Annotated in this window: 25 protein-coding genes; 14 read left to right on the top strand and 11 right to left on the bottom strand. The window is 68.8% G+C overall.

The window, feature by feature from the left end:
- Complete coding sequence (locus tag AC1DYI_RS00970) at positions 1-1,578, bottom strand: AmpG family muropeptide MFS transporter (RefSeq protein WP_477202204.1); 1,578 nt, start codon at positions 1,576-1,578, stop codon at positions 1-3.
- A 161-nt stretch (positions 1,579-1,739) separates the two neighbouring features.
- Here AC1DYI_RS00970 and AC1DYI_RS00975 point away from each other — a divergent pair, with 161 nt between their 5' ends.
- Positions 1,740-2,429 (top strand): hypothetical protein, encoded by a 690-nt coding sequence (locus AC1DYI_RS00975; RefSeq protein WP_477202205.1) that lies wholly within the window; start codon positions 1,740-1,742, stop codon positions 2,427-2,429.
- 157 nt (positions 2,430-2,586) lie between these two features.
- On the opposite strand, the gene AC1DYI_RS00980 is transcribed toward AC1DYI_RS00975, so the two are convergent.
- A complete protein-coding gene (locus tag AC1DYI_RS00980) occupies positions 2,587-2,763 on the bottom strand; it encodes a hypothetical protein (protein WP_477202206.1) in 177 nt (58 codons plus the stop codon).
- Between the two features lie 123 nt (positions 2,764-2,886).
- Between AC1DYI_RS00980 and AC1DYI_RS00985 the strand changes: the two genes are divergently transcribed.
- The 5 genes from AC1DYI_RS00985 to trxC all read left to right on the top strand — a co-directional run bounded on the left by AC1DYI_RS00985 (position 2,887) and on the right by trxC (position 5,619).
- Positions 2,887-3,819 carry a LysR family transcriptional regulator gene (locus AC1DYI_RS00985; RefSeq protein ID WP_477202207.1) on the top strand — a complete coding sequence of 311 codons (933 nt, stop codon included), beginning with the start codon at positions 2,887-2,889 and terminating at the stop codon, positions 3,817-3,819.
- A 344-nt stretch (positions 3,820-4,163) separates the two neighbouring features.
- The gene (locus AC1DYI_RS00990) at positions 4,164-4,397 is read left to right on the top strand and encodes a hypothetical protein (RefSeq protein WP_477202208.1); all 234 of its coding nucleotides are present in this window, start codon (positions 4,164-4,166) and stop codon (positions 4,395-4,397) included.
- Between the two features lie 206 nt (positions 4,398-4,603).
- Positions 4,604-4,792 carry a hypothetical protein gene (locus AC1DYI_RS00995; protein WP_477202209.1) on the top strand — a complete coding sequence of 63 codons (189 nt, stop codon included), beginning with the start codon at positions 4,604-4,606 and terminating at the stop codon, positions 4,790-4,792.
- Positions 4,793-4,896: 104 nt separating this feature from the next.
- Positions 4,897-5,136: a CrpP-related protein gene (locus AC1DYI_RS01000; RefSeq protein ID WP_477202210.1), complete on the top strand. Its 240-nt coding sequence runs from the start codon at positions 4,897-4,899 to the stop codon at positions 5,134-5,136.
- A 30-nt stretch (positions 5,137-5,166) separates the two neighbouring features.
- Complete coding sequence (trxC, locus tag AC1DYI_RS01005) at positions 5,167-5,619, top strand: thioredoxin TrxC (RefSeq protein WP_477202211.1); 453 nt, start codon at positions 5,167-5,169, stop codon at positions 5,617-5,619.
- Positions 5,620-5,644: 25 nt separating this feature from the next.
- Here trxC and AC1DYI_RS01010 read toward each other — a convergent pair whose 3' ends face one another.
- From AC1DYI_RS01010 to AC1DYI_RS01030, 5 genes are all read right to left on the bottom strand, one after another.
- Complete coding sequence (locus AC1DYI_RS01010; RefSeq protein ID WP_477202212.1) at positions 5,645-6,523, bottom strand: transglutaminase-like domain-containing protein; 879 nt, start codon at positions 6,521-6,523, stop codon at positions 5,645-5,647.
- Between the two features lie 69 nt (positions 6,524-6,592).
- Positions 6,593-7,111 carry an SRPBCC domain-containing protein gene (locus AC1DYI_RS01015; protein WP_477202213.1) on the bottom strand — a complete coding sequence of 173 codons (519 nt, stop codon included), beginning with the start codon at positions 7,109-7,111 and terminating at the stop codon, positions 6,593-6,595.
- Positions 7,108-7,506, bottom strand: coding sequence for an ArsR/SmtB family transcription factor (locus AC1DYI_RS01020; RefSeq protein WP_477202214.1), 399 nt, complete (start codon positions 7,504-7,506; stop codon positions 7,108-7,110). Before AC1DYI_RS01020 ends, AC1DYI_RS01015 begins: the two co-directional genes overlap by 4 nt.
- Entirely contained in the window at positions 7,503-7,940 is a 438-nt protein-coding gene (locus AC1DYI_RS01025; RefSeq protein WP_477202215.1) for a VOC family protein, read from the bottom strand. Before AC1DYI_RS01025 ends, AC1DYI_RS01020 begins: the two co-directional genes overlap by 4 nt.
- A 43-nt stretch (positions 7,941-7,983) precedes the next feature.
- Complete coding sequence (locus tag AC1DYI_RS01030; RefSeq protein ID WP_477202216.1) at positions 7,984-8,409, bottom strand: cupin domain-containing protein; 426 nt, start codon at positions 8,407-8,409, stop codon at positions 7,984-7,986.
- Positions 8,410-8,807: 398 nt separating this feature from the next.
- Here AC1DYI_RS01030 and AC1DYI_RS01035 point away from each other — a divergent pair, with 398 nt between their 5' ends.
- The 4 genes from AC1DYI_RS01035 (at position 8,808) to alkB (ending at position 14,003) form a co-directional block, all read left to right on the top strand.
- The gene (locus AC1DYI_RS01035; RefSeq protein ID WP_477202217.1) at positions 8,808-11,327 is read left to right on the top strand and encodes a TonB-dependent receptor; all 2,520 of its coding nucleotides are present in this window, start codon (positions 8,808-8,810) and stop codon (positions 11,325-11,327) included.
- A 195-nt stretch (positions 11,328-11,522) separates the two neighbouring features.
- Complete coding sequence (gene ada / locus AC1DYI_RS01040) at positions 11,523-12,611, top strand: bifunctional DNA-binding transcriptional regulator/O6-methylguanine-DNA methyltransferase Ada (protein WP_477202218.1); 1,089 nt, start codon at positions 11,523-11,525, stop codon at positions 12,609-12,611.
- A complete protein-coding gene (locus AC1DYI_RS01045) occupies positions 12,608-13,360 on the top strand; it encodes a 2OG-Fe(II) oxygenase (protein WP_477202219.1) in 753 nt (250 codons plus the stop codon). The genes ada and AC1DYI_RS01045 overlap by 4 nt, the downstream gene beginning before the upstream one ends.
- The gene (alkB, locus tag AC1DYI_RS01050; RefSeq protein WP_477202220.1) at positions 13,350-14,003 is read left to right on the top strand and encodes a DNA oxidative demethylase AlkB; all 654 of its coding nucleotides are present in this window, start codon (positions 13,350-13,352) and stop codon (positions 14,001-14,003) included. Before AC1DYI_RS01045 ends, alkB begins: the two co-directional genes overlap by 11 nt.
- Positions 14,004-14,005: 2 nt before the next feature.
- Here the strand turns inward: alkB and AC1DYI_RS01055 are convergent, their stop codons facing one another.
- Positions 14,006-14,413 (bottom strand): TraR/DksA family transcriptional regulator, encoded by a 408-nt coding sequence (locus tag AC1DYI_RS01055; RefSeq protein ID WP_477202221.1) that lies wholly within the window; start codon positions 14,411-14,413, stop codon positions 14,006-14,008.
- A 173-nt stretch (positions 14,414-14,586) separates the two neighbouring features.
- Here AC1DYI_RS01055 and AC1DYI_RS01060 point away from each other — a divergent pair, with 173 nt between their 5' ends.
- Positions 14,587-16,218 carry a sialidase family protein gene (locus AC1DYI_RS01060; protein WP_477202222.1) on the top strand — a complete coding sequence of 544 codons (1,632 nt, stop codon included), beginning with the start codon at positions 14,587-14,589 and terminating at the stop codon, positions 16,216-16,218.
- Positions 16,219-16,244: 26 nt separating this feature from the next.
- On the opposite strand, the gene AC1DYI_RS01065 is transcribed toward AC1DYI_RS01060, so the two are convergent.
- Positions 16,245-17,024 (bottom strand): crotonase/enoyl-CoA hydratase family protein, encoded by a 780-nt coding sequence (locus AC1DYI_RS01065; RefSeq protein WP_477202223.1) that lies wholly within the window; start codon positions 17,022-17,024, stop codon positions 16,245-16,247.
- 99 nt (positions 17,025-17,123) lie between these two features.
- Between AC1DYI_RS01065 and AC1DYI_RS01070 the strand changes: the two genes are divergently transcribed.
- Positions 17,124-18,068 (top strand): LysR substrate-binding domain-containing protein, encoded by a 945-nt coding sequence (locus AC1DYI_RS01070; protein WP_477202224.1) that lies wholly within the window; start codon positions 17,124-17,126, stop codon positions 18,066-18,068.
- A 36-nt stretch (positions 18,069-18,104) separates the two neighbouring features.
- Here AC1DYI_RS01070 and AC1DYI_RS01075 read toward each other — a convergent pair whose 3' ends face one another.
- A complete protein-coding gene (locus AC1DYI_RS01075) occupies positions 18,105-19,025 on the bottom strand; it encodes an alpha/beta hydrolase (protein ID WP_477202225.1) in 921 nt (306 codons plus the stop codon).
- A 32-nt stretch (positions 19,026-19,057) separates the two neighbouring features.
- On the bottom strand, positions 19,058-20,137 hold the full coding sequence (locus AC1DYI_RS01080) for a serine hydrolase domain-containing protein (RefSeq protein WP_477202226.1): 1,080 nt from the start codon (positions 20,135-20,137) through the stop codon (positions 19,058-19,060).
- Between the two features lie 128 nt (positions 20,138-20,265).
- Here AC1DYI_RS01080 and AC1DYI_RS01085 point away from each other — a divergent pair, with 128 nt between their 5' ends.
- Both AC1DYI_RS01085 and AC1DYI_RS01090 read left to right on the top strand, forming a co-directional pair.
- Positions 20,266-21,486: a helix-turn-helix domain-containing protein gene (locus AC1DYI_RS01085; RefSeq protein WP_477202227.1), complete on the top strand. Its 1,221-nt coding sequence runs from the start codon at positions 20,266-20,268 to the stop codon at positions 21,484-21,486.
- Between the two features lie 46 nt (positions 21,487-21,532).
- Positions 21,533-22,219: a Vgb family protein gene (locus AC1DYI_RS01090; protein ID WP_477202228.1), complete on the top strand. Its 687-nt coding sequence runs from the start codon at positions 21,533-21,535 to the stop codon at positions 22,217-22,219.
- Positions 22,220-22,227: the final 8 nt, after the last annotated feature.

Genomic DNA, 22,227 nt, shown 5'->3' on the forward strand with positions numbered 1-22,227 from the left:
TCAGTCGTCCGTGGCGCCGACGGTGGCCGGGTCCACCTCCAGCGCCTTCACGCTGGCCCGCATCACCCACAGCATCACCAGCGCCGGCAGCGCGAAGACCGTCGAGATGATGAAGAAGGTCGGCCAACCGATCGAGCTGGCCAGCACACCCGCCAATGGCCCGACCCAGACCCGACCGACCGAGGCAAAGGCCGACAGCAGCGCGTACTGGGTGGCCGAGAAGCGCTGGTTGGTCAGGCTCATCAGGAACGCAACGAAGGCCGCGGTGCCCATGCCACCAGTGAGGTTCTCGAGCGCGATCACCAGCAGCAACCCGCCGTCGACAGGCGTGGGCTGCGCCAGTTTGACGAAGCCCAGGTCGAACGCCGGCAGTGTCAAACCCGGCAGCGCGCCCTGCCCGTTCACCGCCAGCCACCAGAAGCCGAGGTTGCTCAGCATCTGCAGCACACCGAAGATCAGCAGCGCGCGCCACAGCCCCAGGCGCAGCATCAGCGCGCCACCCAGCAGCGCGCCCAACACCGTCAGCCACAGCCCGAGCACCTTGTTGACGACACCGACCTCAGCCGGGGTGTAGGCCATGCTCTGCAGCAGGAACGGCGTCATCAGCGAGCTGGCAAACGCGTCGCCGAGCTTGTAGAGCACGATCAGCACCAGCAGCGCAGCGGCACCCGGTTGCGAGAAGTAGTTCGACAGGCTCGACAGCAGGGTCTCGAAGCGGGCCTTGCGCGCCGCCCACGCGGCCAGCGGCAAGGTGATCCCGATGCCGACCAGCAACAGCCCCAGGTCCAGCCAGCCGCGGGCGCCCGGATGCGCGGTCAACGGCCCTGCCAAGGCGCTGTGGGCTACGGCAAACAGGCGGTTGGTCAGCAGATAACCCGCGGCCACGGCCACCGCCACCGCCAAAAAACCCAGCAGGTCGCGCCGCATCGGCGTCGGCGCCACCKGTGGCATCGCCAGGCGCGGCAGTGCGAAGGCGCTCAGCACCGCAGCGCCGGCCATCAAGCCGGCCATCAGCTGGTAGACCTGCGGCCAGGTCCAGCCATTGCCTTGCAGCGGATCGGTCCAGATCATCGCGACGCCGCCGGAGACCACCATCGCCATCCGGTAGCCCATCGTGTTCAGTGACGCGCCCATGCCACGTTCGCGCGGTGGCAGCAGGTCGCTGCGGTAGGCGTCGTAGACGGCGTCCTGCGACGCCGACAAGAAGGCCACCGCCACGGCCACCAGCCCGAACAGCGCCAGCTCAGTGCGCGGCGAGACCTCGGCCATCAGCCACAGCGCGCCCGCCAGCGCCAGCTGCGTCAGCACCAGCCAGCCGCGCCGCCGGCCGAGGACCGGCAGGTCGAAGCGGTCCATCAACGGCGCCCAAAGGAACTTGAAGGTGTAGGGCAGGCCGACCAGGCTCAGAAAGCCGATCGTCTTCAGGTCCAGTCCGTCCAGGCTGAGCCAGGCCTGCATCGCCTGGCCGGTCAAGGCCAGCGGCAACCCCGAGGCAAACCCCAGCAGCGTGATGACGACCAGGCGGTGCAACACGCCGAGCGGGTGCGGGCGCGGGCCCGGCGAGGGGGACGAAGGCATGGGCCGCGATTCTAGGAGCGGCTCCCGAGCGCCCTTCGTTTCTTGGGCGCCACCTCCTGTATCACGAGGATGGCGCCGGCTGTTTATTGGCCTCACAATGGACTGGTCAATTTCCACCGCTGGACGTGCAAGTTCGCACATCTTGGCGACGGAGTCTCAATATGATGAACGATATGGCGGGATGGATCTGGCCCCTTGTGGCCGTGGTGATTGGGTTGGCGGCGGGCGTGGTGCTCGGCGCCATGCGCCAGCGTGGGCGCAGGCCGGGCCATGCGGCCGTGCGCGACTCTGGCGGGCAGGACCATGGGCCGATGTCGGCCCTGCCGGCCCACGCCGCGGGCGAAGGCGGGCGTGATTCGACGCCGCAGCAGCGGCTGCTCGAAAGGTTGCGGGCGGAAAACCTGCGTCTGAACACGCAGCAGAAATCGCTGGCCGAATCGAACTCGCGCCAAGCGCAGGAGCGTGAGCAGGAACGCCAGAGCGACCGCCTGCGCCAGGAACGTGAGCTCGAAGAATTGCGCCAGGCCCATGCCGGTGAGCTGTCTCACCTGATGAACACGCTGGTCGAGCAGGTCGACGGGCTCAACAAAGCGCACGCTGAGCAGATCAAGGCGCTGGAAACCGAGATCGAGCGGGCACGCCAGGACGGTCGGCGCTCGACCCACTCCGGGCCCGGCTCGCTGGCCGGCGGCGGTGGGGGCAGCTCCACCCGTCCCGGCAGCATCGGCGCAGCGCCGGTGGCGGCGTCCACGCCGGCGGGATCCGCCCAGCCATCAGGGCGCGGTGGCGCGGCTCCGAGTGACTACTCGGTCACCTTGCCGATGGAAACGTTCCGCGGCGAACGACGCTGAGCCAGAGGTCATCCAGCAGCGACCCACCGTCTGCGTCGGTGCTGATCGCGGCAAAGGCTCGACCGGCGCGCACTTCAACGCGCTTTTCAACGCACATTTCGCCGGCCTGTCGGCCCCGTAGAACAGGACCGGGCGATTGAACGCGTGGCGACGCCGCTCAGCGTGCCAACGCGCGGCGCAGGCGCTGCAGCCAACCGGTGGTCAGCGGGCGGCCGGTGCTGGCGGCGCCGCTGCCGGCGCGGGCCTGCGGCGCTTCCAGCAGCCGCAGCGGCGGCCGCGGGCTTTCGCCGGGCCAGGCATCCAGGCTGTGCAGGGGACGGGGCGTGGCGTTCATAGATTGGGTGTTTACCCGCAGAAGCAGGGGGCCAGCCCAATGTAGACCGCCGCACATTCGCCTGCAATGTGGTCGTGCGCAATAGCAGTTTGCGAATTTGCAGCCATCGGCGACACTGCCGCGATGGCCGATCTCGACTGGAGCGATTTGCGCTACGCGCTGGCCATCGGCCAAGGGGGCTCGCTGGCGGCTGCAGCCCGCCAACTGGGCGTCAACCACACGACGGTGCTGCGCCGGCTCGATGCGCTGGAGGCCCGCCTGGGCGCACGCTTGTTCGAGCGCCAGCGCCAGGGTTACCACCCCACCGAGGCCGGCGCGCTGCTGCTGGAACAGGCCCGGCGCATGGCCGACCAGGTCGACGAGATCGAGCGCCGGGTGCAGGGCCGCGACCGCGAGCTGACCGGCCAGTTGCGGTTGACGACTGCCTTCGTCGTGATGGAGCACCTGCTGCCCGCGCCTCTGGCCAGCTTTGCCCGCGCCTACCCCGGCATCGAGGTCGAGGTGCTGGAAAACGCCTTCCTGGTCGACCTGGCCCGCCGCACGCCCGAGTCGTCGACCAGCTGGTCGCAGCGCCAGGCCGATGTGGCACTGCGCCTGTCCAGCACGGTGGCCGAGCACCTGGTCGGCCGGCCGCTCGGCGACGCGCCCTGCCGCGTCTACGCGCTGCGCGACGCGCCCGACCTGCCGCAGGCGGTGACGCCACTGGCCGAGCTGTTGAAAGACGCTCCCTGGATCGCTTTCGAGCGCGATGCGCGCACCCGTGTCTACGACCGCTGGATGCGCCAGTACCTGGCGCAGGCGCGCGTGAAGGTGCGGGTCGACATCTTCAATGCGGTGGCGGCGATGCTGCGCACCGGCATCGGCGTGGGCGTGCTGCCGTGCTTCATGGAGGCCAGCCACCCCGAGCTGATCGCGGTGTCCGAGGTGATCCCCGAAATGACCGTGCCGGTCTGGATGCTGACCCACCCGGACCTGCGCGACACCGCGCGCGTGCGGGTCTTCATGCAGCATGTGGGCGACGAGATTGCGGCCCGGCTGCGCCTCTACGGGGGTTGAGTTTCAGGCGCTAAGCCTTTGAATTTCAAGGCCAGGTAGGCGCTTGACAGAACCCCTCTGCGCCGATCGACTACACTACGCTGGCGCCTCGCTCCAACCGACGCGCGCACCACCTGACCGCACGCCCCGCTGGCAAAGCCGGATTCAGGTTTGACTTGGGCGTGACTATCGCCACCCACCGGCGGTCATGCTTGTTCGACCCGCTCGGCGCTTTGTTCGCCGCGGTCGATCCTTCCTCCCCTCGTGTTGACGCGCACCATTGACGGTGCGCCCGACCTCCTTGACGCTCGCCTTCCGGCGGCACCCCACTTTCACTGCGCGCGCTTAGTTGGCGGCGCCTTCTCATGATGATCACCCGCGAAAAAACCCTCTCGATTGGCAAATACCTGCTCTCGCCGCTGACGAGTCGCACCGACAACGGCGAATACGCCGCCTCGGTCTCGATCCGCAGCGGCAGCGGCAGTGCCACCCACGACCGCATCTTCCGCTTCGTGCCTCAGTTCCAGACCCGTGCCGGCGCCCGCCAGTACGCCACCGAGCAAGGCCTGGCCTGGCTGCAGGCGACGGCTACGAGCTGAGCGAAGCGCAAAATTTGCTTTCACCCGGCCCCCCGGCAGGCGAGTACGATGCGTCGGCAGGCTCCGGCCTGATGCATGTGGCGTTCGACGGTTGCGCCTGACGCCGCCACTCTCCTTGGAGTCTCGCCCTCTTCCAAGCTGCTTGTCCGGGCGCATTGCCAAGGAACGCCATGTTGGGCTCTCGTCTTCCCCCCGCTCGAATCGATGTGCTAAGACGGTCGCTGGCCGAAAACGCCGGCCTGCTGCAGCGCCGCCGCGCCGGCGAGATCCCGACCAACGACATCGATGACTACGTCGCGTTGAACTGGCTCGAGTGGCACGGCGGCACCTTGCGTCTGACCCTCACCGGCGAAAACGTGACCCGGCAACAAGTCCAGCACTGGACCACCACCTGACGTTGCCGTGGTCGGTGCAGTTTGCCCGCTGCCGTCGTCGCCCGATGGCGATGTACCGGCCGCGTTGACGCCGTCAGCGCCCATGGACTGAAGAGACGGTGCTGATGCCCTTGCCCAAGGAATCTGACAACGCGTTGGCCGCCTGCGGAGCGCAAGCCGCTGCCGCCGGCCAGCCCTGGCATTCCAACCCCTACCTCCGGCAAGACCACGCGCCACGGGTCACCGGCGAATCGGTCTGTGAATGGGCCCGCAAGCACGACGCCTGGCAGCGTGGCTTCGAGGGCTATGACGGCTGCGGCGCTTTTGCGCAGCTGAGCGCGTCGAGCCCGCGACCCTCCACTTGACGGATCGCCACTTGCCCTCATTTGGGCGAGATGAACACGCCCGCCGACCTGACCCATGTCGCCTGCCCGTCCTGCGGCGCGACCAACCGGGTGCCCAGTGCCCGCCTCGCCGATGACCCGGTCTGCGGCCGCTGCGGCGCCGAGCTGCTGAGCGGCCAGCCGATCGAGCTGACGGATGCCAACTTCGAGCGTGTGACCCGCGCCAGCGGCCTGCCTGTCGTGGTGGATTTCTGGGCCCCGTGGTGCGGCCCCTGCCGCACGATGGCGCCGCAGTTTGCGCAAGCCGCCACGCAGCTCAAGGGCCGGGCGCTGTTCGTCAAGGTCAACAGCGACGACAACCCGCGCACGTCGGCCCAGTTCGCCATCCGCAGCATCCCGACGCTGGTCAAGCTGCACGGCGGCCGCGAGGTCGAGCGTGTCAGCGGGGCGATGCCAGCGGCTCAGGTGGCCACGTGGGCCTTGTCGCCTGCGCGGCGCGGGTAAGCGCCAGCCGCCGAGCGTCCATCGCTCAGCTGGTCGACAGTGCCCACTCGCAGTGCTGCGGCTCGACCAGGCCTCGCGCCGCGTCGACCTCCGGGTACGTACGGATCACTGGCGGCTGTGCGGTGACCGCGCCGAAGATCGTCGCGATCGCCACATCCGCGGCGTCGCGCCCGGTGCCCAGCCGCACGAAACCCATCGGGATCGCCGTGCCCGACGGGTCGAAGATGTACCAGCGGTCGCCCAGGTAGACCTCGACATAGGCGTGGAAGTCCGGCGGGCCCAGCACCGGGTCGGCGCCGTAGTCGGTGCCGGTCGCAAAACGGGCCGGGATGTTGACCGCGCGGCACAGCGCGATCATCAGGTGGGCAAAGTCGCGGCACACGCCCTGGCGCGCGATCAGCGTGTCGACCGCCGAGGTGCTGGAGTCCGACGTGTTCGACGTGAAGCTGACGCGGCTTTGCACCCACTGCATGATCGCCTGCACCCGGCTGTGGCCCTGCCACAGCGCACCGAACTCGGCGATCGCCGTGCGCACCAGCCGGTCCGACTGGCAGTAGCGGCTGGGGTACAGGTAACCCAGCACCTCGGGCGGCAGATGCTGTACCGCCACCTCGCCCAGTGTCGCCGGATCGGCACGGTGGTGCGCCAGGTCCACCGTGGCGCCATAGACCAGCGACAAGGGGCCGGGCATCGCATGCAGCCGCAGATAGCGGTTGCCCGAGAAAGGGTCGGTGTCCAGCCGCGACATCACCGGCTGGCTGAGGTACAGCCGTTCGGCCGACACGGTCTGGCACGGCGTGGGCGCGGCGTGGATGTTCCAGATGAAATCAGCGCCGTGCTCACCCACGTGGTAGTTGAGCTCGATTTCGAGCTTGAGGCGGACGGTGGGGGCAGAAGCTGGCATCACCCCAGTGTGCACGCATCGACGGCCGTCTGCGCGTCGCCGACGCTTTGGCCTTCAGAAGAAGACGTTTCAGCCCGGGGGCTTCGTCCCCCGAACGCGCAGCGACGTCAGCTGGTCGCCCCACCACAGGCCCATCATGCGGATGAACGCCGGCACCTCCTGGCCATGGCGCACCGGATGGTCAGGTCGCAGCGCGGCCCAGCCGCGGTGCTCGACGCTGACCTGCGTGTGGCCCGATTCGGTGCGCGCGAACAACACCTCGACCTCGGTTATCTCTTCGGCCGCGAAGTTGATCCCACGCCAGCTGAAGACCAACCGGCGCGGCGGCTCCCAGACCTGCACGCGGCCGATCTCGTGCACGCGCTCGGTGCCCTGTTCGTCATGCCACGACTCGAAGACGCGGCCGCCGACGCCCGGCTCCATCGCCATCAGGCCCCGGTCTCCGGGTGCGATGCGAAAGCGCCGGCCGCGCCGCCACCACAGGTCCATCTGTTCTGTGAACAGGCGAAACGCGGCCTCGGGCGCAACTGCGACGCCCACCATTGCACGGGCCCGATCGCCGGGTGGCGACACCTGCGTGGCACTCATCGCCGTCCTTTCACTGCCGCCGTGCGGCGGCGTGGTCCGGTCTTCGGTGCGGTTTTCGGCGCGGGCGCTGCCGCCACCGCTTCGGCATGCGCCTTGAACGCCAGCAGCTGGTCGTCCCAGAAAGCCTCCAGCTCCTGCAGCCAGTCGCGCAGCGGCGCAAAACCGGTCGGCTCCAGTCGGTACAGGCGCACCCGCGCGTCATGGTCGGGCTCGTCGTCGGTGATCAGGCCGGAGCGGCGCAGCACGCGCAGGTGGCGGCTCAGCGCCGGCGGCGTCATCGCCAGCGCATCGGCCAGCTCGCCGGCGCGGTGCGGGCCAGCACGCAGCAGCTCGACCACCGCGCGCCGCGTCGGGTCGGCCAGCGCGCTGAGTGCTGCGTCGATGTCGCCGCTCATCCGCGGATGCGCTGGCTGACCCACCACATGTGGCCTTCCAGGTCGAGCGCGCCGTAGCTGCGGTCGGCCCAGTAGTCGTCGCCGTAGTCGTGCACCGCCGGCTCGCTGACGATCTTTGCGCCGGCCTTGCGCGCGCGCTCGCAATGCGCGTCGACATCGTCGACATAGATCATCAGCGACTGCGTCACGCCACCGGCGGTCAGCGGGCTCAGCATCTTGGTCCCGAAGCGCGCGATCTCGTCGCGCTCCTGGCCGACCATGATCAAGCCTTCACCATAGGTCAGCTCGCTGTGCTCGATCCGACCGCCTTCGCCTTCGACCTTCAACCGCACCTCGAAGCCAAAGGCCTCGCACAGCCAGTCGATCGCTTTCGCCGCGTCGCGGTAACTCAGGCCCGACGAGATGCGGGGCCAATCGGCGGGGGTGGGTTTCATGCAGCCTCCTCGGGCGGGGTGGATTGGATGTGAGGTGGCGGGTTCAGCCGTGGCCATGGCCATGGACGCGGAACCACTCGACGATGCTCGGCATGTCTTTCTCGAAGTTGCCGGGGGTCGAGACATTCAGCAGCCCGGCGCGCGCCGGCGTGCGGTTCTCGAAGTCGTGCGTGACGCCGCCGGGCACCAGCACGAACGCACCTCGCGGCGCATCGACCCAGTGGTCATCGACCAGCACCGACACCGTGCCCTCGATGACGTAGAACACATCGTCTTCCGCGTGCGAGTGCGGGCCGGGCCCCTTGGCCATCGGCTCCAGCCACCACTCGGAGATCGAGCAGCTGCCCTGGGTCTCGTCGCCATCGGCCTTGAAGACGGCACTCATGCCGCCCATCGCGTAGTGGCGGCCCTCGCCGGGGCCCCAGACGACGGCCTGCCGGCGCTCGACGTTTTGCTGCGGGTTCATCATCGTGGTCTCGTTCCTTTCGTGGGGCCGAGGCGCGTGGATCAACACGTTGACCACGCCTGAGCCGATGGTCCGATTCTGTTAATAGTTAACTTGAACGTCAACTAAATACCGCACCCGCGGCAGGGCGAAGGTCACTCGCCGCGCCGCAGCAGATTTCAACTGTTGCAACTTTCCAGACTCGCCGGCCGCAGGTTTCAGCGGCCGCGTCATCTTCAAAATCGCCAATTCGTGGCGGCTTCCTACATTGCGCTCAACCGGTGCGGCGACAAGCCCCACCGGCCTGGTGGGCAGGTGGGCGTGCGGCGATGCTGGCAGCCGGCCTGACCGGAGGCAAACCGAGGTGGCCGCTCTCCAAGAGCGGTGCCATGGTCCACACAACGAGGATGGGGCAACACGCCATGAACCGTCACCCGACACGACCCGGCAAGACCCTGCTGGCCCTGGCCGCGCTCGCGGCGATCATGAACCCGACGGCCACCTGGGCGCAGGACGCCGCGCCGGCGCCTGCCCCCGCGGCCAGTGCGCCGCCACCCGCCGAAGCGGCCGAGGCCAAGCCGGCTGTCGATAACACCCAAGTCGACACCATCGTCGTCACCGGCACCGCCAACCGCTCGGGCAAACGCAAGCTCGAAGCGCCGATGTCGATCACCACTGCGAGCGAAGAGCAGATCAAGGAAGCCGCTCCGTCGACCGCCGCCGACCTGCTGAAGATCGTGCCCGGCGTGTTCGCCGAAACCACCGGCGGCAACGGCGGCGGCGCCAACATCCGCGTGCGCGGCTTCCCGATGGACGGCGACGCGCCGTACACGACGATCCAGCTCAACGGCGCGCCGGTCTACCCGGTGCCCACGCTGAGCTTCTTCGACAACTCGGGCCTGTTCCGGCTCGACGACACGATTGACCGCGTCGAAGTGCTGCGCGGCGGCTCCAGCCCGATCTACGGCAGCGGCCAGCCCGGCATCACCGTCAACTTCATCCAGAAGAAAGGCGGTGACACGGCCGAAGGCGGCCTGCGCCTGACCACCGGCACCGGCGCGCTGCGCCGCGTCGACGGCTTCTTCGCCGGCAAGCTGGCCGACAAGTGGTACCTGAGCGTCGGTGGCTTCTACCGCAGCGCCAACGGCGTGCGCGACACCGAGTTCCCGGCCGACCGCGGTGGCCAGTTGAGCGCACTGCTGACGCGCAAGCTCGACGATGGCGAGATCAGCTTCTCGGCCCGCATCCTCGACGACAAGAACGCCTTCTTCACCGGCGTGCCGCTGCTGTCCAGCGATGGCGGCAAGAAGCTCTCGGCCTACCCCGGCTTCGACCCCGGCACCGGCACCTTCTACAGCAACGAGCTGCGCGGCATCTCGCTCGAAGTGGCGCCGAACGACGGCAAGGGCGACAACGGCTACGTGAAGCGCGACCTGGCCGACGGCCGCGGTGCGCGCGCCACGATGCTGGGCGCATCGATCGACAAGCGCTTCGACGAATGGACGCTGTCGAACAAGCTCCACGTCACCAGCGCCGATGCACCGACCTACGCCCTCTTCACCGGCGGCAACCCGCAGGCGCTGGGCGAGTTCATCACCAGCCAGGTCACCGCAGCGAACGCCAGCCCGGCGGTTGTGGCCGCGGCCGGCGGCCCGGCCACCGGCGGCAGCGCCAGCTTCGTCAACGGTGGCCAGGCGCTCACCGACATGGACCGTGCGGTGATCACCGCCGGCCTGTGGACGGTCGACAAGAAGCTCAAGTCCTTCAGCAACGAGACGCGCCTGTCGCGCGACCTGTTCAAGGGCAACACGCTGACCGGCGGCCTCTACATGGCTGACTACTCGTCGCACGACCTCTGGTACCTGAACCACACCGTGTTGATGACGGCCGAGCACCATGCGCGCCTGGTCGATGTAGCGTTGGACAACGGCGTGCTGGCCTCGCGCCACGGCTACGTTGCGCCGCCGTGGACGTATTACGTCAACGCCGACTACAACGGCCGCAACCAGGCGCTGTTCCTGGCTGATGAGTGGAAGCTGAGCGACGCGCTGAGCATCGACGCCGGCGTGCGCCACGAAAGCCAGCGCATCGACGGCACGCTGGAAAACACCAGCGCCGGCGACCTCGACGGCAACCCGCTGACCTTCTACGACAACAACCTGTCGTACTTCAACGGCAGCTACCGCCAGCTGCACTACAAGGGCGACGCGACCTCGTGGACGCTGGGCGGCAACTACAACTTCAGCCGCACGCTGAGCGCCTTCGTGCGCGCCAACTCGGGCCACAAGTTCCCCAGCTTCGACGACCTGCGCGACGGCAAGGACGGCACCGAGCACATCGACCAGTACGAGGTCGGCCTGAAGACCGCGACCCCGCTGTACACCGCCTTCGTCACMGTCTACACCAACAAGCTGCGCAACTCGCAGTTCCAGGTCTTCACCAACCAGGGCAACGAGGTCTCGCACGGCGGCTCCGACACCACCGGCCTCGAGTTCGAAACCGCGCTGCGGCCGATCCAGAACCTCGAGTTGTCACTGACCGGCAACTTGCAGCGCGCCAAGTACGTGAACTTCGGCGACAACACCGGCAACTCGGTCTCGCGTCAGCCCAAGGCCCAGTTCCGCTTCACGCCGAGCTACAAGATCCCGACCGAGATGGGCGACTTCAAGGTCTATGCGACCTGGACGCATGTCGGCGACCGCTATGGCGACCACGCCAACCTGCAGACCCTGCCGTCGTACAACACGCTCGACCTCGGCGCGGTGGCCCATCTGGCCAACGGCATCGACCTGCGGCTGACTGGCACCAACGTGACCAATACGCTGGGCATCACCGAAGGCAACCCGCGCCTGGCCGGCACGGGGGTCAGCGACAGCGGTGTCTTCATGGGCCGCCCGCTGATGGGCCCGGCCTACGAGTTGTCGATCGGCTTCGTGTTCTGAACGCACGGGAGTCTCCTCAAGCCGCACGTACCACCGGCTTGTTTCACGGCCCTGCCCGCTCATCGGCGCAGGGCCCTTTTCATTGGGGGCTCTTTGAGGCTGCAGGGGTTCGAATTCGACCGCAAGCGCCGGAGTGCTCGCTTGTGCCACGATCCGTACGCTGCTCACATCGAATCCAACGATGCGAGGCCCCTGATGACCATGAGCACCAAGACCGAAATGCGCGCGCTGCAGGCGGCGGCCACCGTGGCCGACCCGCGCTGGGCCGCGGTGGCAGCGCGTGATGCGCACGCCGATGGGCAGTTCTTCTACTCCGTCCGCACGACGGGCGTGTTCTGCCAGCCGAGCTGCGGTGCGCGCACGCCGCGGCCCGAGAACGTGGCCTTCCACGCCACGATGGCCGACGCTGAGCGCGCCGGCTTTCGCCCGTGCCGCCGTTGCAAGCCCGACCAGCCCAGCCTCGCCGCGCAGCAAGCGGCGATGGTGGCCGACCTGTGCCGCCACATCGAACAGGCCGAGCAGCCACCGACGCTGGATGAGCTGGCCGCGCGCGTGGCCTTGAGCCCCTTCCACCTGCACCGCGTGTTCAAGGCCGTCACCGGCGTCACGCCGCGTGCCTATGCCCGCGCCCAGCGGGCCGAGCGTGTGCGCCGCGAGCTGACCGCCGCCGACACGGTGACCGAGGCCATCTACGGCGCCGGCTACAACTCAGGCAGCCGCTTCTACGAGCAGGCCGATCAGGTGCTGGGCATGACGCCGACGCGCTTTCGTGCCGGCGGTGTCGACACCGAGATTCACTTCGCGATTGGTCAGTGTTCGCTCGGCGCGATCCTCGTGGCGCGCAGCCCACGCGGCGTCTGCGCGATCGCGCTGGGCGACGACCCGCAGGTGCTGGGGCGCGAGCTGCAAGACCGTTTCCCGCAAGCCAGGTTGATCGGTGGCGACGCATCGTTCGAGCGCCTGGTCGCGCAGGTCGTCGGCCTGGTCGAAGCGCCGCAGCTCGGGCTGGACCTGCCGCTGGACGTGCGCGGCACCGCTTTCCAGCAACGTGTCTGGCAGGCGCTGCGCCAGATCCCTGCCGGCCAGACGCTGAGTTATGCCGAGCTGGCCGAGCGCATCGGGGCTCCGACAGCGGTGCGCGCAGTCGCGCAGGCGTGCGGTGCGAACGCGCTGGCCGTGGCGATCCCCTGCCACCGCGTCGTGCGCAGCGACGGCGCGTTGTCGGGCTACCGCTGGGGCGTCGAGCGCAAGCGAGCGTTGCTCGAGCGCGAGGGCCAGGCATGAACGCGCCCGAACGTGCGGCCCCATTGGCGCATCCCGCCGGCAGCATCGACGCGCGCATCGCGGCCATCGACGATCAGGCCATGGCGAGCGCGTTGAACGCCGAAGGCTGGGCGCGCATTCAAAGTCTGCTGACACCCGCCGAGTGCACCGAGCTGGCTGCGCTCTACGCCGATGACGGGGCGACCTTCCGCAGCCGCGTCGTGATGGCACGCCACGGCTTCGGCCGCGGCGAATACAAGTACTTCGCGTACCCGCTGCCACCGCTGATCGGCGGGCTGCGCGAGGCGCTCTATGCCCGGCTGGCGCCGATCGCCAACGACTGGCATGAGGCCATGGGCATCGCGACACGCTTCCCCGATCAGCACGCCGAGTTCCTGGCGCGTTGCCACGCGGCGGGCCAGCAGCGGCCCACGCCCTTGCTGCTGCAGTACGGCGAAGGCGACTACAACTGCCTGCACCAGGATCTGTACGGCGATCAGGTCTTCCCGCTGCAGGTCGTGCTGCTGTTGTCCGAGCCCGGGCGCGACTTCGAAGGCGGCGAGTTCGTGATGACCGAGCAGCGCCCACGCATGCAGTCGCGCCCGATGGTGTTGCCGCTACGCCAGGGCGATGCGGTCGTGATCGCCGTGCACCACCGCCCGGTGCCGGGCACGCGCGGCAGCTACCGCGTCAACCTGCGTCACGGCGTCAGCCGGCTGCACTCGGGCCGGCGCCACACTGCGGGGATCGTCTTCCACGATGCCGCCTGACCTGCACAGCCTCGACCTTTTCGAGCGCCCCGCGCGGCAGCCGCTGGCGCCCGGCGCGGTGCTGCTGCACGGCTTCGCGCTGGCCGACGCCACGCAACTGCTGGCCGACATCGCGCAAGTGATCAGCGCCGCACCGCTGCGCCACCTCATCGCGCCCGGCGGCTTTCGCATGTCGGTGGCGATGAGCAACTGCGGCCCGCTCGGCTGGGTCAGCGACGAGAGCGGCTACCGCTACACCGCCACCGACCCGCTGAGCGGCCAGCCCTGGCCGGCGATGCCGGCATCGTTCCGCGCCGTGGCGGCCGAGGCCGCATCACAGGCCGGTTTCGAAGCCTTCGAACCCGATGCCTGCTTGATCAACCGCTACGAACCCGGCGCTCGCCTGACGCTGCACCAGGACCGCGACGAGCGCGACAAGCGCCAGCCGATCGTCTCGATTTCATTGGGCTTGCCCGCGACCTTCTTGTTCGGCGGGGCCAAGCGCAACGAACGCCCACAGCGCATGCCGCTCATCCACGGCGATGTCGTCGTCTGGGGCGGCCCCTCTCGGCTGGTGTACCACGGCGTGTCGCCGTTGGCCGACGGCGAGCACGCCGCGACCGGACGCTGCCGCTTCAACCTGACGCTGCGGCGAGCCGGCTGAGCTCACTCGCCTGGCGGCAGGTCGACCCGCAACACGCTGCGGTGCGAGGCTTCGTAGCGCTCCTGGCAAGGTATGCAACGCAGTGCTGCGGGCTGCGCCAGCAGCCGGGCCAGCGCAATGTCTTCGCCGCAGTCGGCGCACTGTCCGTACAGGCCCTTGTCGATGCGAGCCTGCGCGGCAGCAATCTCGCGCAGCTCCTCAATGTCGCGTGCCTGCTCCGCATGCCGGATCGCCTCGCGCGTGCGCTGCTCGCCCAGCGCGCCCAGGTCGTCGACATGGCTCATCGGCACCCTGCCCGGCGTGTCTTCCTTCTCTTCGTCGATCGTGTGCACTTCGGCGCGCAACTCGGCCTCGCGCGCAGCCAATTGTTCCTGCAGCGTGGCGATCTGGCGTTCTTTCAGATGGGGCATGGTGGTCCTTTGCATCATCAGACCAAGCAGCAAGCGGTGTGCCGCCCATGGTTTTCAACCTTGGCGCGTCGTGCCGCGTTACCGGGCGTCACACCTTGTCATGCCGGGCTTCGGTGCCAGCGTCTACGGTCGCGTGCGGCAACTCTGCCGCAACAACCGTCAAGGAGCTCGTCATGATCCCTCGATCCCTTGTGACTGCAAGCCTGGCTGTACTGGTCTTCGGCGTCGCTGTCGACGCCCGTGCCGACGCGTTGACGTTTCGCGCGTCCGGCCCCACGCCCTACCTTCCCGACTGCAATGGCGTGCCGCAAACCGGCACGCTCTACCCGAACGCCGAAGTCGAGCCGTTCGTCGCCGCCAACCCGCGCAACCCTCTGAACCTGGTCGGCGTCTGGCAACAAGACCGCTGGTCCAACGGCGGTTCACAAGGTCTGGGCACCGCCTACTCGTTCGACGGCGGCATCCACTGGCACCGCGTCTTCCAGCCCTACACCCGCTGCGCCGGCGGCTCACCGGCCAACGGCGGCGACTTCGAGCGCGGCTCCGACCCCTGGGTGAGTTTCTCGCCCAACGGCGTCGTGCATCAGATGGTGTTGTCGCTCAGTTTCAGTGCCGGTGATGGCGAGATCGGCAGCGCGCTGCTCGCCAGCCGCTCGACCGATGGTGGCCACACCTGGAGTCAGGCCGTCACGCTGCAGGCMGACACGCCTGAGCGCTTCAACGACAAGAACTCGCTCACAGCCGACCCGACCGACGCGCGCTACGTCTACGGCGTCTGGGACCGCCTGAGCACCGTGCCGGGTGAAGGCGCCGGCCCGACGTTGCTGGCCCGCAGCATCGACAACGGCGTCAGCTGGGAACCGACGCGCATCATCTACGACCCTGGTCTGGACGCGCAGACCATCGGCAACCGCATCGAGGTGCTGCCCGATGGCACGCTGGTCAACCTGTTCACCCACATCGACTTCATCACCGGCGCGTTGACGCTGCGCGTGATCCGCTCAACCGACAAGGGCGACACCTGGTCCGACCCGATCATGGTGGCAGACCTGCTGCCGATCGGCGCGTCAGACCCTGACACCGGCACGCCGATCCGCGACGGCGCGATCCTGGCCCAACTCGCGATCTCGCCAAGCGGCACGATCTACACGGTCTGGCAAGACGGCCGGTTCTCCGGCGGCGTGATCGATGGCGTTGCACTCAGCCAGTCGAGCGACGGGGGCCTGACCTGGAGCAAGCCGGTGCAGATCAACCGCGAGCTGTCGGTCCAGGCCTTCACGCCGAGCGTGCACGTGCGCCGTGACGGCACCGTCGGCGTCAGCTACTACGACCTGCGCAGCAACACCTCCGACCCCAACACACTGCCGACCGACACCTGGCTCGTCCGTTCACGCGACGGCGTCACCTGGCGCGAGAGCCGCGTCGCATCGCCATTTGACTTGGCACGTGCGCCCTTTGCCGGCGGCCTCTTCGTCGGCGACTACGAAGGCCTGACCAGCATCGGCCCGGTCTTCGTGCCCTTCTTCGCCAAGTCCGGCGGCGGCGACGACAACCGCAACGACGTCTACTCGCGTCTCGCGCTCGGCACCGCGCTGCCGCTGACGGCCCGCGCACTGGTGAAGCTCGATGCGCAAGTGGCAGCAGAAGAGGCCGCGTTGCCGGCCTTCCGCGCGCGCAGTGTTGCGGCAGCTGCTGCCGATGTCCCGCGCCTGCGCGCACTCACCTGGCAAGCCTTCGAGCGCAGCATGCGGGCGCGCGTGCCGCAGTGGGATGCGCTGCAAGCTCGTCGGTCGCAGCTGCCCTAACCCGCACTTCCGGCCAAAGCAGGCGTTCAGCCGGTCCGCGTTCTCCGCCCGAACGCCTGCGTCGCCTCACGTGCCTCGGCCGACGCGGCGGCGATCATGAACTGCGCGGCCTCGATCTGCAGCGCCTCGTCGATCGGCAGGTTGATGCCGCGCGTCACGGCGCGCAGCGAGGTGGTCACCGCGACCGCCGAATGGCGCGTGATCAGGCGGGCCAGCGCGAGGCATTCGTCGATCAGGCGGCCGCTGTCGACCACGCGGTTCACCAGCCCCAGCGTGGCGGCGCGCTCGGCGGTGATCGCCTCGCCGGTCAGGATCATCTCCAGCGCGCGCTTGCGGCCGATGTGACGCGGCAGCCGCTGCGTGCCGCCGAACGGTGGCGGAAAGCCGAGCTTGATCTCGGGCTTCGCGAACATGGCGTGCGGCGCGGCCAGCGCCAGCGCGCAGGCCTCGATCGTTTCGCAACCACCGCCGAACGCCAGGCCGTTGACGGCGGCGATGATGGGCTTGGCGAACGACTCGATGCGCCGAGTCATGCCTTGGCCGCGGCTGACGAAGTTGCGGTAGGCGGCCTCAGGTGATGCAGCGAGGTCCGGTGCAAAGCCGTCGATGTCGGCACCGGCGCTGAAGGCTTGGGCGCCCGCGCCGGTCAGCACGACGGCGCGCACCGAGTCGTCGGCCTCGATGCGCGCGAGCTGCTCCATCAGCTCGTCGATCAGTGCATAGCTGAGCGCGTTCAGCTTGGCCGGGCGGTTCAGTGTTAGCACCGTGTGCGGGCCGTCGCGGTCGGCGAGAACGAGTGGGGGCATGCGGGCTCCTGGGTGGCTTCAAATGGCGGTTCGGGCATCATCGGCACGCACCCCTTGCCGCGGTGCGAATCTTCGTCACATCAGGCATTCCGCCGCCTCATGCCTCATCCCGCCGACAGTGCCGCCGCCCGCTTGCTCAGAACGCTGTCGCTCGATGCGTTGCGCGGCTTCGAAGTCGCCGCGCGCCGCTTGAATTTCACGTTCGCAGCCGAAGAGTTATGCCTCACCCAGTCAGCTGTCAGCAAGCAGATCAAGGCGCTCGAAGAAGCGATCGGCCAGACGCTGTTCGTGCGCGGCGCCCGTGGTCTGAGCCTGACGCCCGAAGGCCGCGCGCTCTACAGCGGCGTGGCCCCGGCGCTGCAGCAGTTGGCGCAAGCGTTGGAGCCGCTGGTGAATCGCGAGCGGCAGACTGTGTCGATCACCGTGACGCCGTCGTTTGCGTCGCTATGGCTGGCGCCCCGGCTCGCTGCGTTCCACCGCGAACACCCGTCGATCGATGTGCGCGTTGATGCGGCAGAGTCGAACCTGGCGCTGGAGCGCGAAGGTTTTGATATCGCCGTGCGCTTGGCACAGCCCGGCGAAGGGGGCGCTGAATCCGATCCGCTGTGCCGACGCTTGGCGCAAGAGCGCTTGATGCTCGTCGCCGCGCCGTCATTGGCTGCGCGTGTGCGCAGCGCAGAGGATCTGTTGCGCCTGCCGTTGCTGGTGTTTCACCACGCGGTGCAGCGCCACCCGTGGATGAGCTGGTCGCACTGGTTCAGCCAACTCGGCCTGGCGCAGCGCGCCGACCAGCCGCTGCTGCAGTTCTCGCAGTACGAGCACGTGATCAAGGCCGCGATCGAAGGCGCCGGCATCGCCATCGGGCGCGCACCGCTGGTGCTGCCGTGTTTGCGCGCGGGGCAGTTGCAGGTGGTGCTGCCCGAGGTGCAGGCCAATGGGTTGGACTACCTGCTGCTGGTGTCGGAACGGTCCGAACAGCGGGTCGAGGTGCAGGCCCTTACCAGGTGGATCGAGCAGACCTTGGCGGCCGATGGGATGGGCTGAGCCGTCGTTTGCCGATGCCTCAGCCGACGCTCCGTACTAGCGCGGACCCAACGCCCACTTCAGGCCGCGCGTGATCAGGATCGGCGCAACCGTCAGGTGGTCTTCCCCCGCGATCACGTCGGCGCGTAGGCGCAGCCCGCGCACTTGCCGTGCCTGCAGTGCAGAAGCGAACGCGCGGACGTCGGCCACCATGTCGCCCTCGCTGGCATAACGGCCCGGATCTCGCGCACCCTTCGGCGCGCGGCCTTCGTACTCACCGACCCCGAGGTAGACGTCGGCCTGCAGCGGCGCCTTGGCATCAACCGCCCACTCCTTCTGGCGCGCGAACAGGGCACGGTGGTCGAACCACAGCGACGGACTGCCCAGCACATAACCCTGGAACAGGTCGGGTTCATGGGTCAGCACGTCGGCACCGAGCAGTGCGCCATACGAATGGCCGGCAAAGACCTTGCGCGACAGATCGGCCCGGTAGTGTGCGGCAATGAACGCGAACACCTCGTCGGCGATGAAGCGCCGAAAGCCTGCTGCCTCGCCGAACACCGGCGTGCGGCCGGGCATGTCGGACACGACATTCGCGCCACCGTTCGGCGTCGGCGTGTAGTCGCGCCGGCGGCTGAACTCGGGCGTGTCGCCCTTCGCATACCCCAGCCCGACCAGGATGAACTCCGGCAGTGCGTCACTGTGCCCGCCGACGCGTGCAGCGATAGCGCGTGTGAGCGGGAAGGCATACGGCGCATCGGTGACGAAGACCACCGGGTAGCTGCGGCCCGGCGACTTCTCATATGACTTCGGCAGCGCGACGTACAGCTCGTAGTCGCGTTGCAGACGTGTGGCGCGCAGCACATGAACGGCGGTGTCAGGTAACGCGTAGGCCGTGGGGGCCGGCTCGCCGGCGGTGGTAGCCAAGGGCAGGAGCGTGAGCAAGGCCAGCGCGAGCAGGCCGCGTAAACGGGACATGGCAATGAGATTGGATTTGAAGAGGCGTGACGCTATACGTGCGGTTGCGCGCCTGCATCGATGGCCGTCGGATCAGGGCCCCACAGCCGATCGACCCAGGTCGCGGCGGAAGAATCGAACCCCTGCGCATTGCTCAACAGCACCAGCGAAAGTCCGTGGTCCGGACAGCGCAACACCAGCGAGGTGAAGCCGGCATACCTGCCGCCGTGGAACATGAACCGGCGGCCGGCATGAGGCATCAGTTCCAGCCCGAAGCGATACGGTTCGTCGACAGAGCCAAAGCGTGCGTCCTCGGCGCAGCAGCGGGCCAGCAGGCTGTGATCGCCGTGACGGCGCCAGTCATCGAGCCACCGTCCTTCCGCCAGGACCAGGTCGTCAAGCGTCGACCACAGCCCACCATCGCCCCAGGTGGCCAATGGCACCGGCAGTTCGTGCCACTCACCAGCCTCGGGCGTTACCCGGCCATAGCTGCGCGCGCGGCGAGGCAGCACACGCCACGGCTGGTCCTCGAAGCTGGTGTGGCGCAGGCCCCAGGGTTCGAAGAACCGGCGGCGTGCCAGCTCGTCGAGACGGCATCCAGCGTCTTGCTGCAGCCACTCGGCCAACAGGACGTAGTTGCTGTTGCTGTAGTCGTGGCGCGACCCGGGGGCGAAGGAGACGTCGTCGGCCCGCCGGATCAGGTCCAGCGCCTGCGCTTGCGTGACCACATCGTTGTCATGGCGGCCGAGCTGTGCACCCCACAGGAACAGGTAGTCGGCGATGCCACTGGTGTGTCGCAGCAGATGGCCCACGCAGAGGGGCTGCTCGTAAGACGCCAGTGCCGGCAGCTGTGGCCGCAGGTCCGTGTCCAGGGCCAACCGGCCGTCGGCGATCGCGTCCAGCACCAGCGCGGCGACCCAGGGCTTGGACTCCGAAGCCAGGTAGTAGCGCGTGTCGCCGGCCAGCGGTTGCCGCCACTCCAGCTGCGCCATGCCGTGGTGCACATGCCGCAGCGCCTGCCCGTCGACCACCAGCGCCGCGCTGAAGCCCGGTCCGTCCGGCGCGTGTTCGGCGCGTAAACAGTCGACCGTGCTGTCGAACCGGTCCAGCAATGGAGAAAGGTCAGGGCTCATGCCGATGGGTGTGCGTGCACGGGTTGGGCGTGTTGGCCAGGGATAGCAGGGGCCGCAGCATACCGAAGGCGGACCGGCGGGCGTCCTGGGACGGCTCCATGCAGCCCACCTCGCGGTACGCTGTCGCCATGGACTCCCTGATCGCCGCCGCCGCGCGAGCCCTGGTCGTTGGCGACACGCTTGGTGCGCTCAAGCGCGTCGCGCTGCGCGATGACCCGCCGGCGCTGGCGCTGCGCGGGATCGCGATGGCGCAATTGGGCGAGCACGCCAGAGCCCGCGAGCTGTTGCGCAACGCCGCCAAGGCCTTTGGTGCCCACGAGGATCTGGCGCGAGCGCGCTGCATCGTCGCCGAGGCGGAGGTCGCGCTCGCGTTGCGAGACCTTGGCGGCCAGCCGCGCACGTTGACGAGCGCTGCAGCCACGCTTGAAGCGCGTGGCGATCGGGCGAACGCGCTGCAGGCCCGCCTGATCGCTGTTCGGCAAATGATCTTGCTCGGTCGCATCGACGAAGCGGCAACCGAGTTGGCGCGTCTCGACACGCACGGTGCACCGCCTTCGCTGCAAGCCGTTGCCGAGCTGGCGGCGGCCGAAGTGGCGCTGCGTTCACTGCGCACGGCGACCGCCCACGCGGCGTTGGCACGTGCCAGCGAGGCGGCCGAACGTGCGCGCATCCCGGCCCTCGCGGCCGAGGTCGAAGAGGCCCGTGCCGCGTTCGATCGGCCCGCTGCGCGCCGCGTCCACGCCGGCCACGAACAGCCTCTGCGCCTGGACGAGGTCGAAGCGCTGCAGGCCTCGGGTGCGCTGGTGCTCGATGCCTGCCGCCGCGGCTTGCGCGCGGGCCAGGCTTGGCTGCCGCTGGCGCGTCGGCCGGTGCTGTTCGTGCTGGCGCAGGCGCTGGCCGAGGCGTGGCCCGGCGATGTCGATCGCCACACGCTGATCGCGCGCGCCTTTCGCACCCGTCGCCCTGACGAGACGCACCGCGCGCGCCTGCGCGTCGAGATCGGCCGTTTGCGCTCGCTCGCCGCGCCGTTCGCGCGTATCGAAGCCACTGCGCGTGGCTTCGCGCTCACGCCGCATGATGAGAAAGCGGTCGCCGTGCTGATGCCGCCGATCGATGGCGAGCAGGCGTCGCTGCAGGCGCTGCTGGCCGATGGTGCGGCCTGGTCCACCTCGGCGCTGGCGCTCGCACTGGGCGTCAACCAGCGCACCGTGCAGCGCGCGCTGGCCGAGCTGGAAGTCGATGGCCGGGTGCGCTCGATCGGCAAGGCCCGCGCGATGCGCTGGCTGGCGCCGCCGCTGGCCGGATTCACGACGATCTTGTTACTCCCCGCTTCGCTGCCACCTGGGTAGATTGCGGTCCATCGCACCGACAACCGGTACACCACGAGGAACCGACATGACACACAGCAAGACCCCCTCCGGCGAAAAGGCCCCCGCCGTCCATGCGGCCGAGATCGTGCGCGAGTACGGCCCGTTCGCCGGCGCCGACAAGATCAATGGCGTCACCCACGATGGCCACAACGTCTGGGCCGCCGTCGGTGCGCAGCTAATTGCGATCGACCCCGACAGCGGGCAGCTGGCGCGCACGATCGACTGTGCCGGCGACGCTGGCACGGCCTTCGACGGCACGCACCTGTACCAGATCACCGAAGCCCGCATCGACAAGATCGACCCCGCGACCGGGAAGGTGGTCGCGACGATCGCCGCGCCGGGCCACGGCCGCGACTCAGGCCTGGCCTGGGCCGAGGGCAGCCTGTGGGTCGGCCAGTACCGCGACCGCCAGATCCTGCAGATCGACCCGGCCACCGGCCAGGTGCTGCGCACGATCGAAACGAACCGCTTCGTCACCGGCGTGACCTGGGTCGATGGCGACCTGTGGCACGGCACCTGGGAAGGCGAAGAGAGCGAGTTGCGCCGCATCGACCCGGCGAGCGGCGCCGTGCTCGAGCGGCTCGAGATGCCGCACGGCACGGGCGTCAGCGGGCTCGAGTCCGACGGCGCCGGCCTTTTCTACTGCGGCGGCGGATCGAGCGGCAAGGTCCGCGCGGTGCGACGCCCGAAGCGGGCCACCGCCGCGGCGTAGACACCCGC

This window comes from Ideonella sp. P3_A4, from assembly GCF_056403075.1.

Excerpts from the sequence above, each read along its gene's own strand:
- AC1DYI_RS01030 (WP_477202216.1), bottom strand. The coding sequence starts at position 8,409 with ATGATGAACCCGCAGCAAAACGTCGAGCGCCGGCAGGCCGTCGTCTGG.
- AC1DYI_RS01065 (WP_477202223.1), bottom strand. The coding sequence starts at position 17,024 with ATGCCCCCACTCGTTCTCGCCGACCGCGACGGCCCGCACACGGTGCTA.
- ada (WP_477202218.1), top strand. The coding sequence starts at position 11,523 with ATGACCATGAGCACCAAGACCGAAATGCGCGCGCTGCAGGCGGCGGCC.
- AC1DYI_RS01045 (WP_477202219.1), top strand. The coding sequence starts at position 12,608 with ATGAACGCGCCCGAACGTGCGGCCCCATTGGCGCATCCCGCCGGCAGC.
- AC1DYI_RS01015 (WP_477202213.1), bottom strand. The coding sequence starts at position 7,111 with ATGAGTGCCACGCAGGTGTCGCCACCCGGCGATCGGGCCCGTGCAATG.
- AC1DYI_RS01000 (WP_477202210.1), top strand. The coding sequence starts at position 4,897 with ATGCCCTTGCCCAAGGAATCTGACAACGCGTTGGCCGCCTGCGGAGCG.
- AC1DYI_RS00985 (WP_477202207.1), top strand. The coding sequence starts at position 2,887 with ATGGCCGATCTCGACTGGAGCGATTTGCGCTACGCGCTGGCCATCGGC.
- AC1DYI_RS01055 (WP_477202221.1), bottom strand. The coding sequence starts at position 14,413 with ATGCCCCATCTGAAAGAACGCCAGATCGCCACGCTGCAGGAACAATTG.
- AC1DYI_RS01070 (WP_477202224.1), top strand. The coding sequence starts at position 17,124 with ATGCCTCATCCCGCCGACAGTGCCGCCGCCCGCTTGCTCAGAACGCTG.
- AC1DYI_RS00990 (WP_477202208.1), top strand. The coding sequence starts at position 4,164 with ATGATGATCACCCGCGAAAAAACCCTCTCGATTGGCAAATACCTGCTC.
- AC1DYI_RS01080 (WP_477202226.1), bottom strand. The coding sequence starts at position 20,137 with ATGAGCCCTGACCTTTCTCCATTGCTGGACCGGTTCGACAGCACGGTC.
- AC1DYI_RS01075 (WP_477202225.1), bottom strand. The coding sequence starts at position 19,025 with ATGTCCCGTTTACGCGGCCTGCTCGCGCTGGCCTTGCTCACGCTCCTG.
- AC1DYI_RS01010 (WP_477202212.1), bottom strand. The coding sequence starts at position 6,523 with ATGCCAGCTTCTGCCCCCACCGTCCGCCTCAAGCTCGAAATCGAGCTC.
- AC1DYI_RS01085 (WP_477202227.1), top strand. The coding sequence starts at position 20,266 with ATGGACTCCCTGATCGCCGCCGCCGCGCGAGCCCTGGTCGTTGGCGAC.
- alkB (WP_477202220.1), top strand. The coding sequence starts at position 13,350 with ATGCCGCCTGACCTGCACAGCCTCGACCTTTTCGAGCGCCCCGCGCGG.
- AC1DYI_RS00980 (WP_477202206.1), bottom strand. The coding sequence starts at position 2,763 with ATGAACGCCACGCCCCGTCCCCTGCACAGCCTGGATGCCTGGCCCGGC.
- trxC (WP_477202211.1), top strand. The coding sequence starts at position 5,167 with ATGAACACGCCCGCCGACCTGACCCATGTCGCCTGCCCGTCCTGCGGC.
- AC1DYI_RS00975 (WP_477202205.1), top strand. The coding sequence starts at position 1,740 with ATGATGAACGATATGGCGGGATGGATCTGGCCCCTTGTGGCCGTGGTG.
- AC1DYI_RS01090 (WP_477202228.1), top strand. The coding sequence starts at position 21,533 with ATGACACACAGCAAGACCCCCTCCGGCGAAAAGGCCCCCGCCGTCCAT.
- AC1DYI_RS01025 (WP_477202215.1), bottom strand. The coding sequence starts at position 7,940 with ATGAAACCCACCCCCGCCGATTGGCCCCGCATCTCGTCGGGCCTGAGT.
- AC1DYI_RS01020 (WP_477202214.1), bottom strand. The coding sequence starts at position 7,506 with ATGAGCGGCGACATCGACGCAGCACTCAGCGCGCTGGCCGACCCGACG.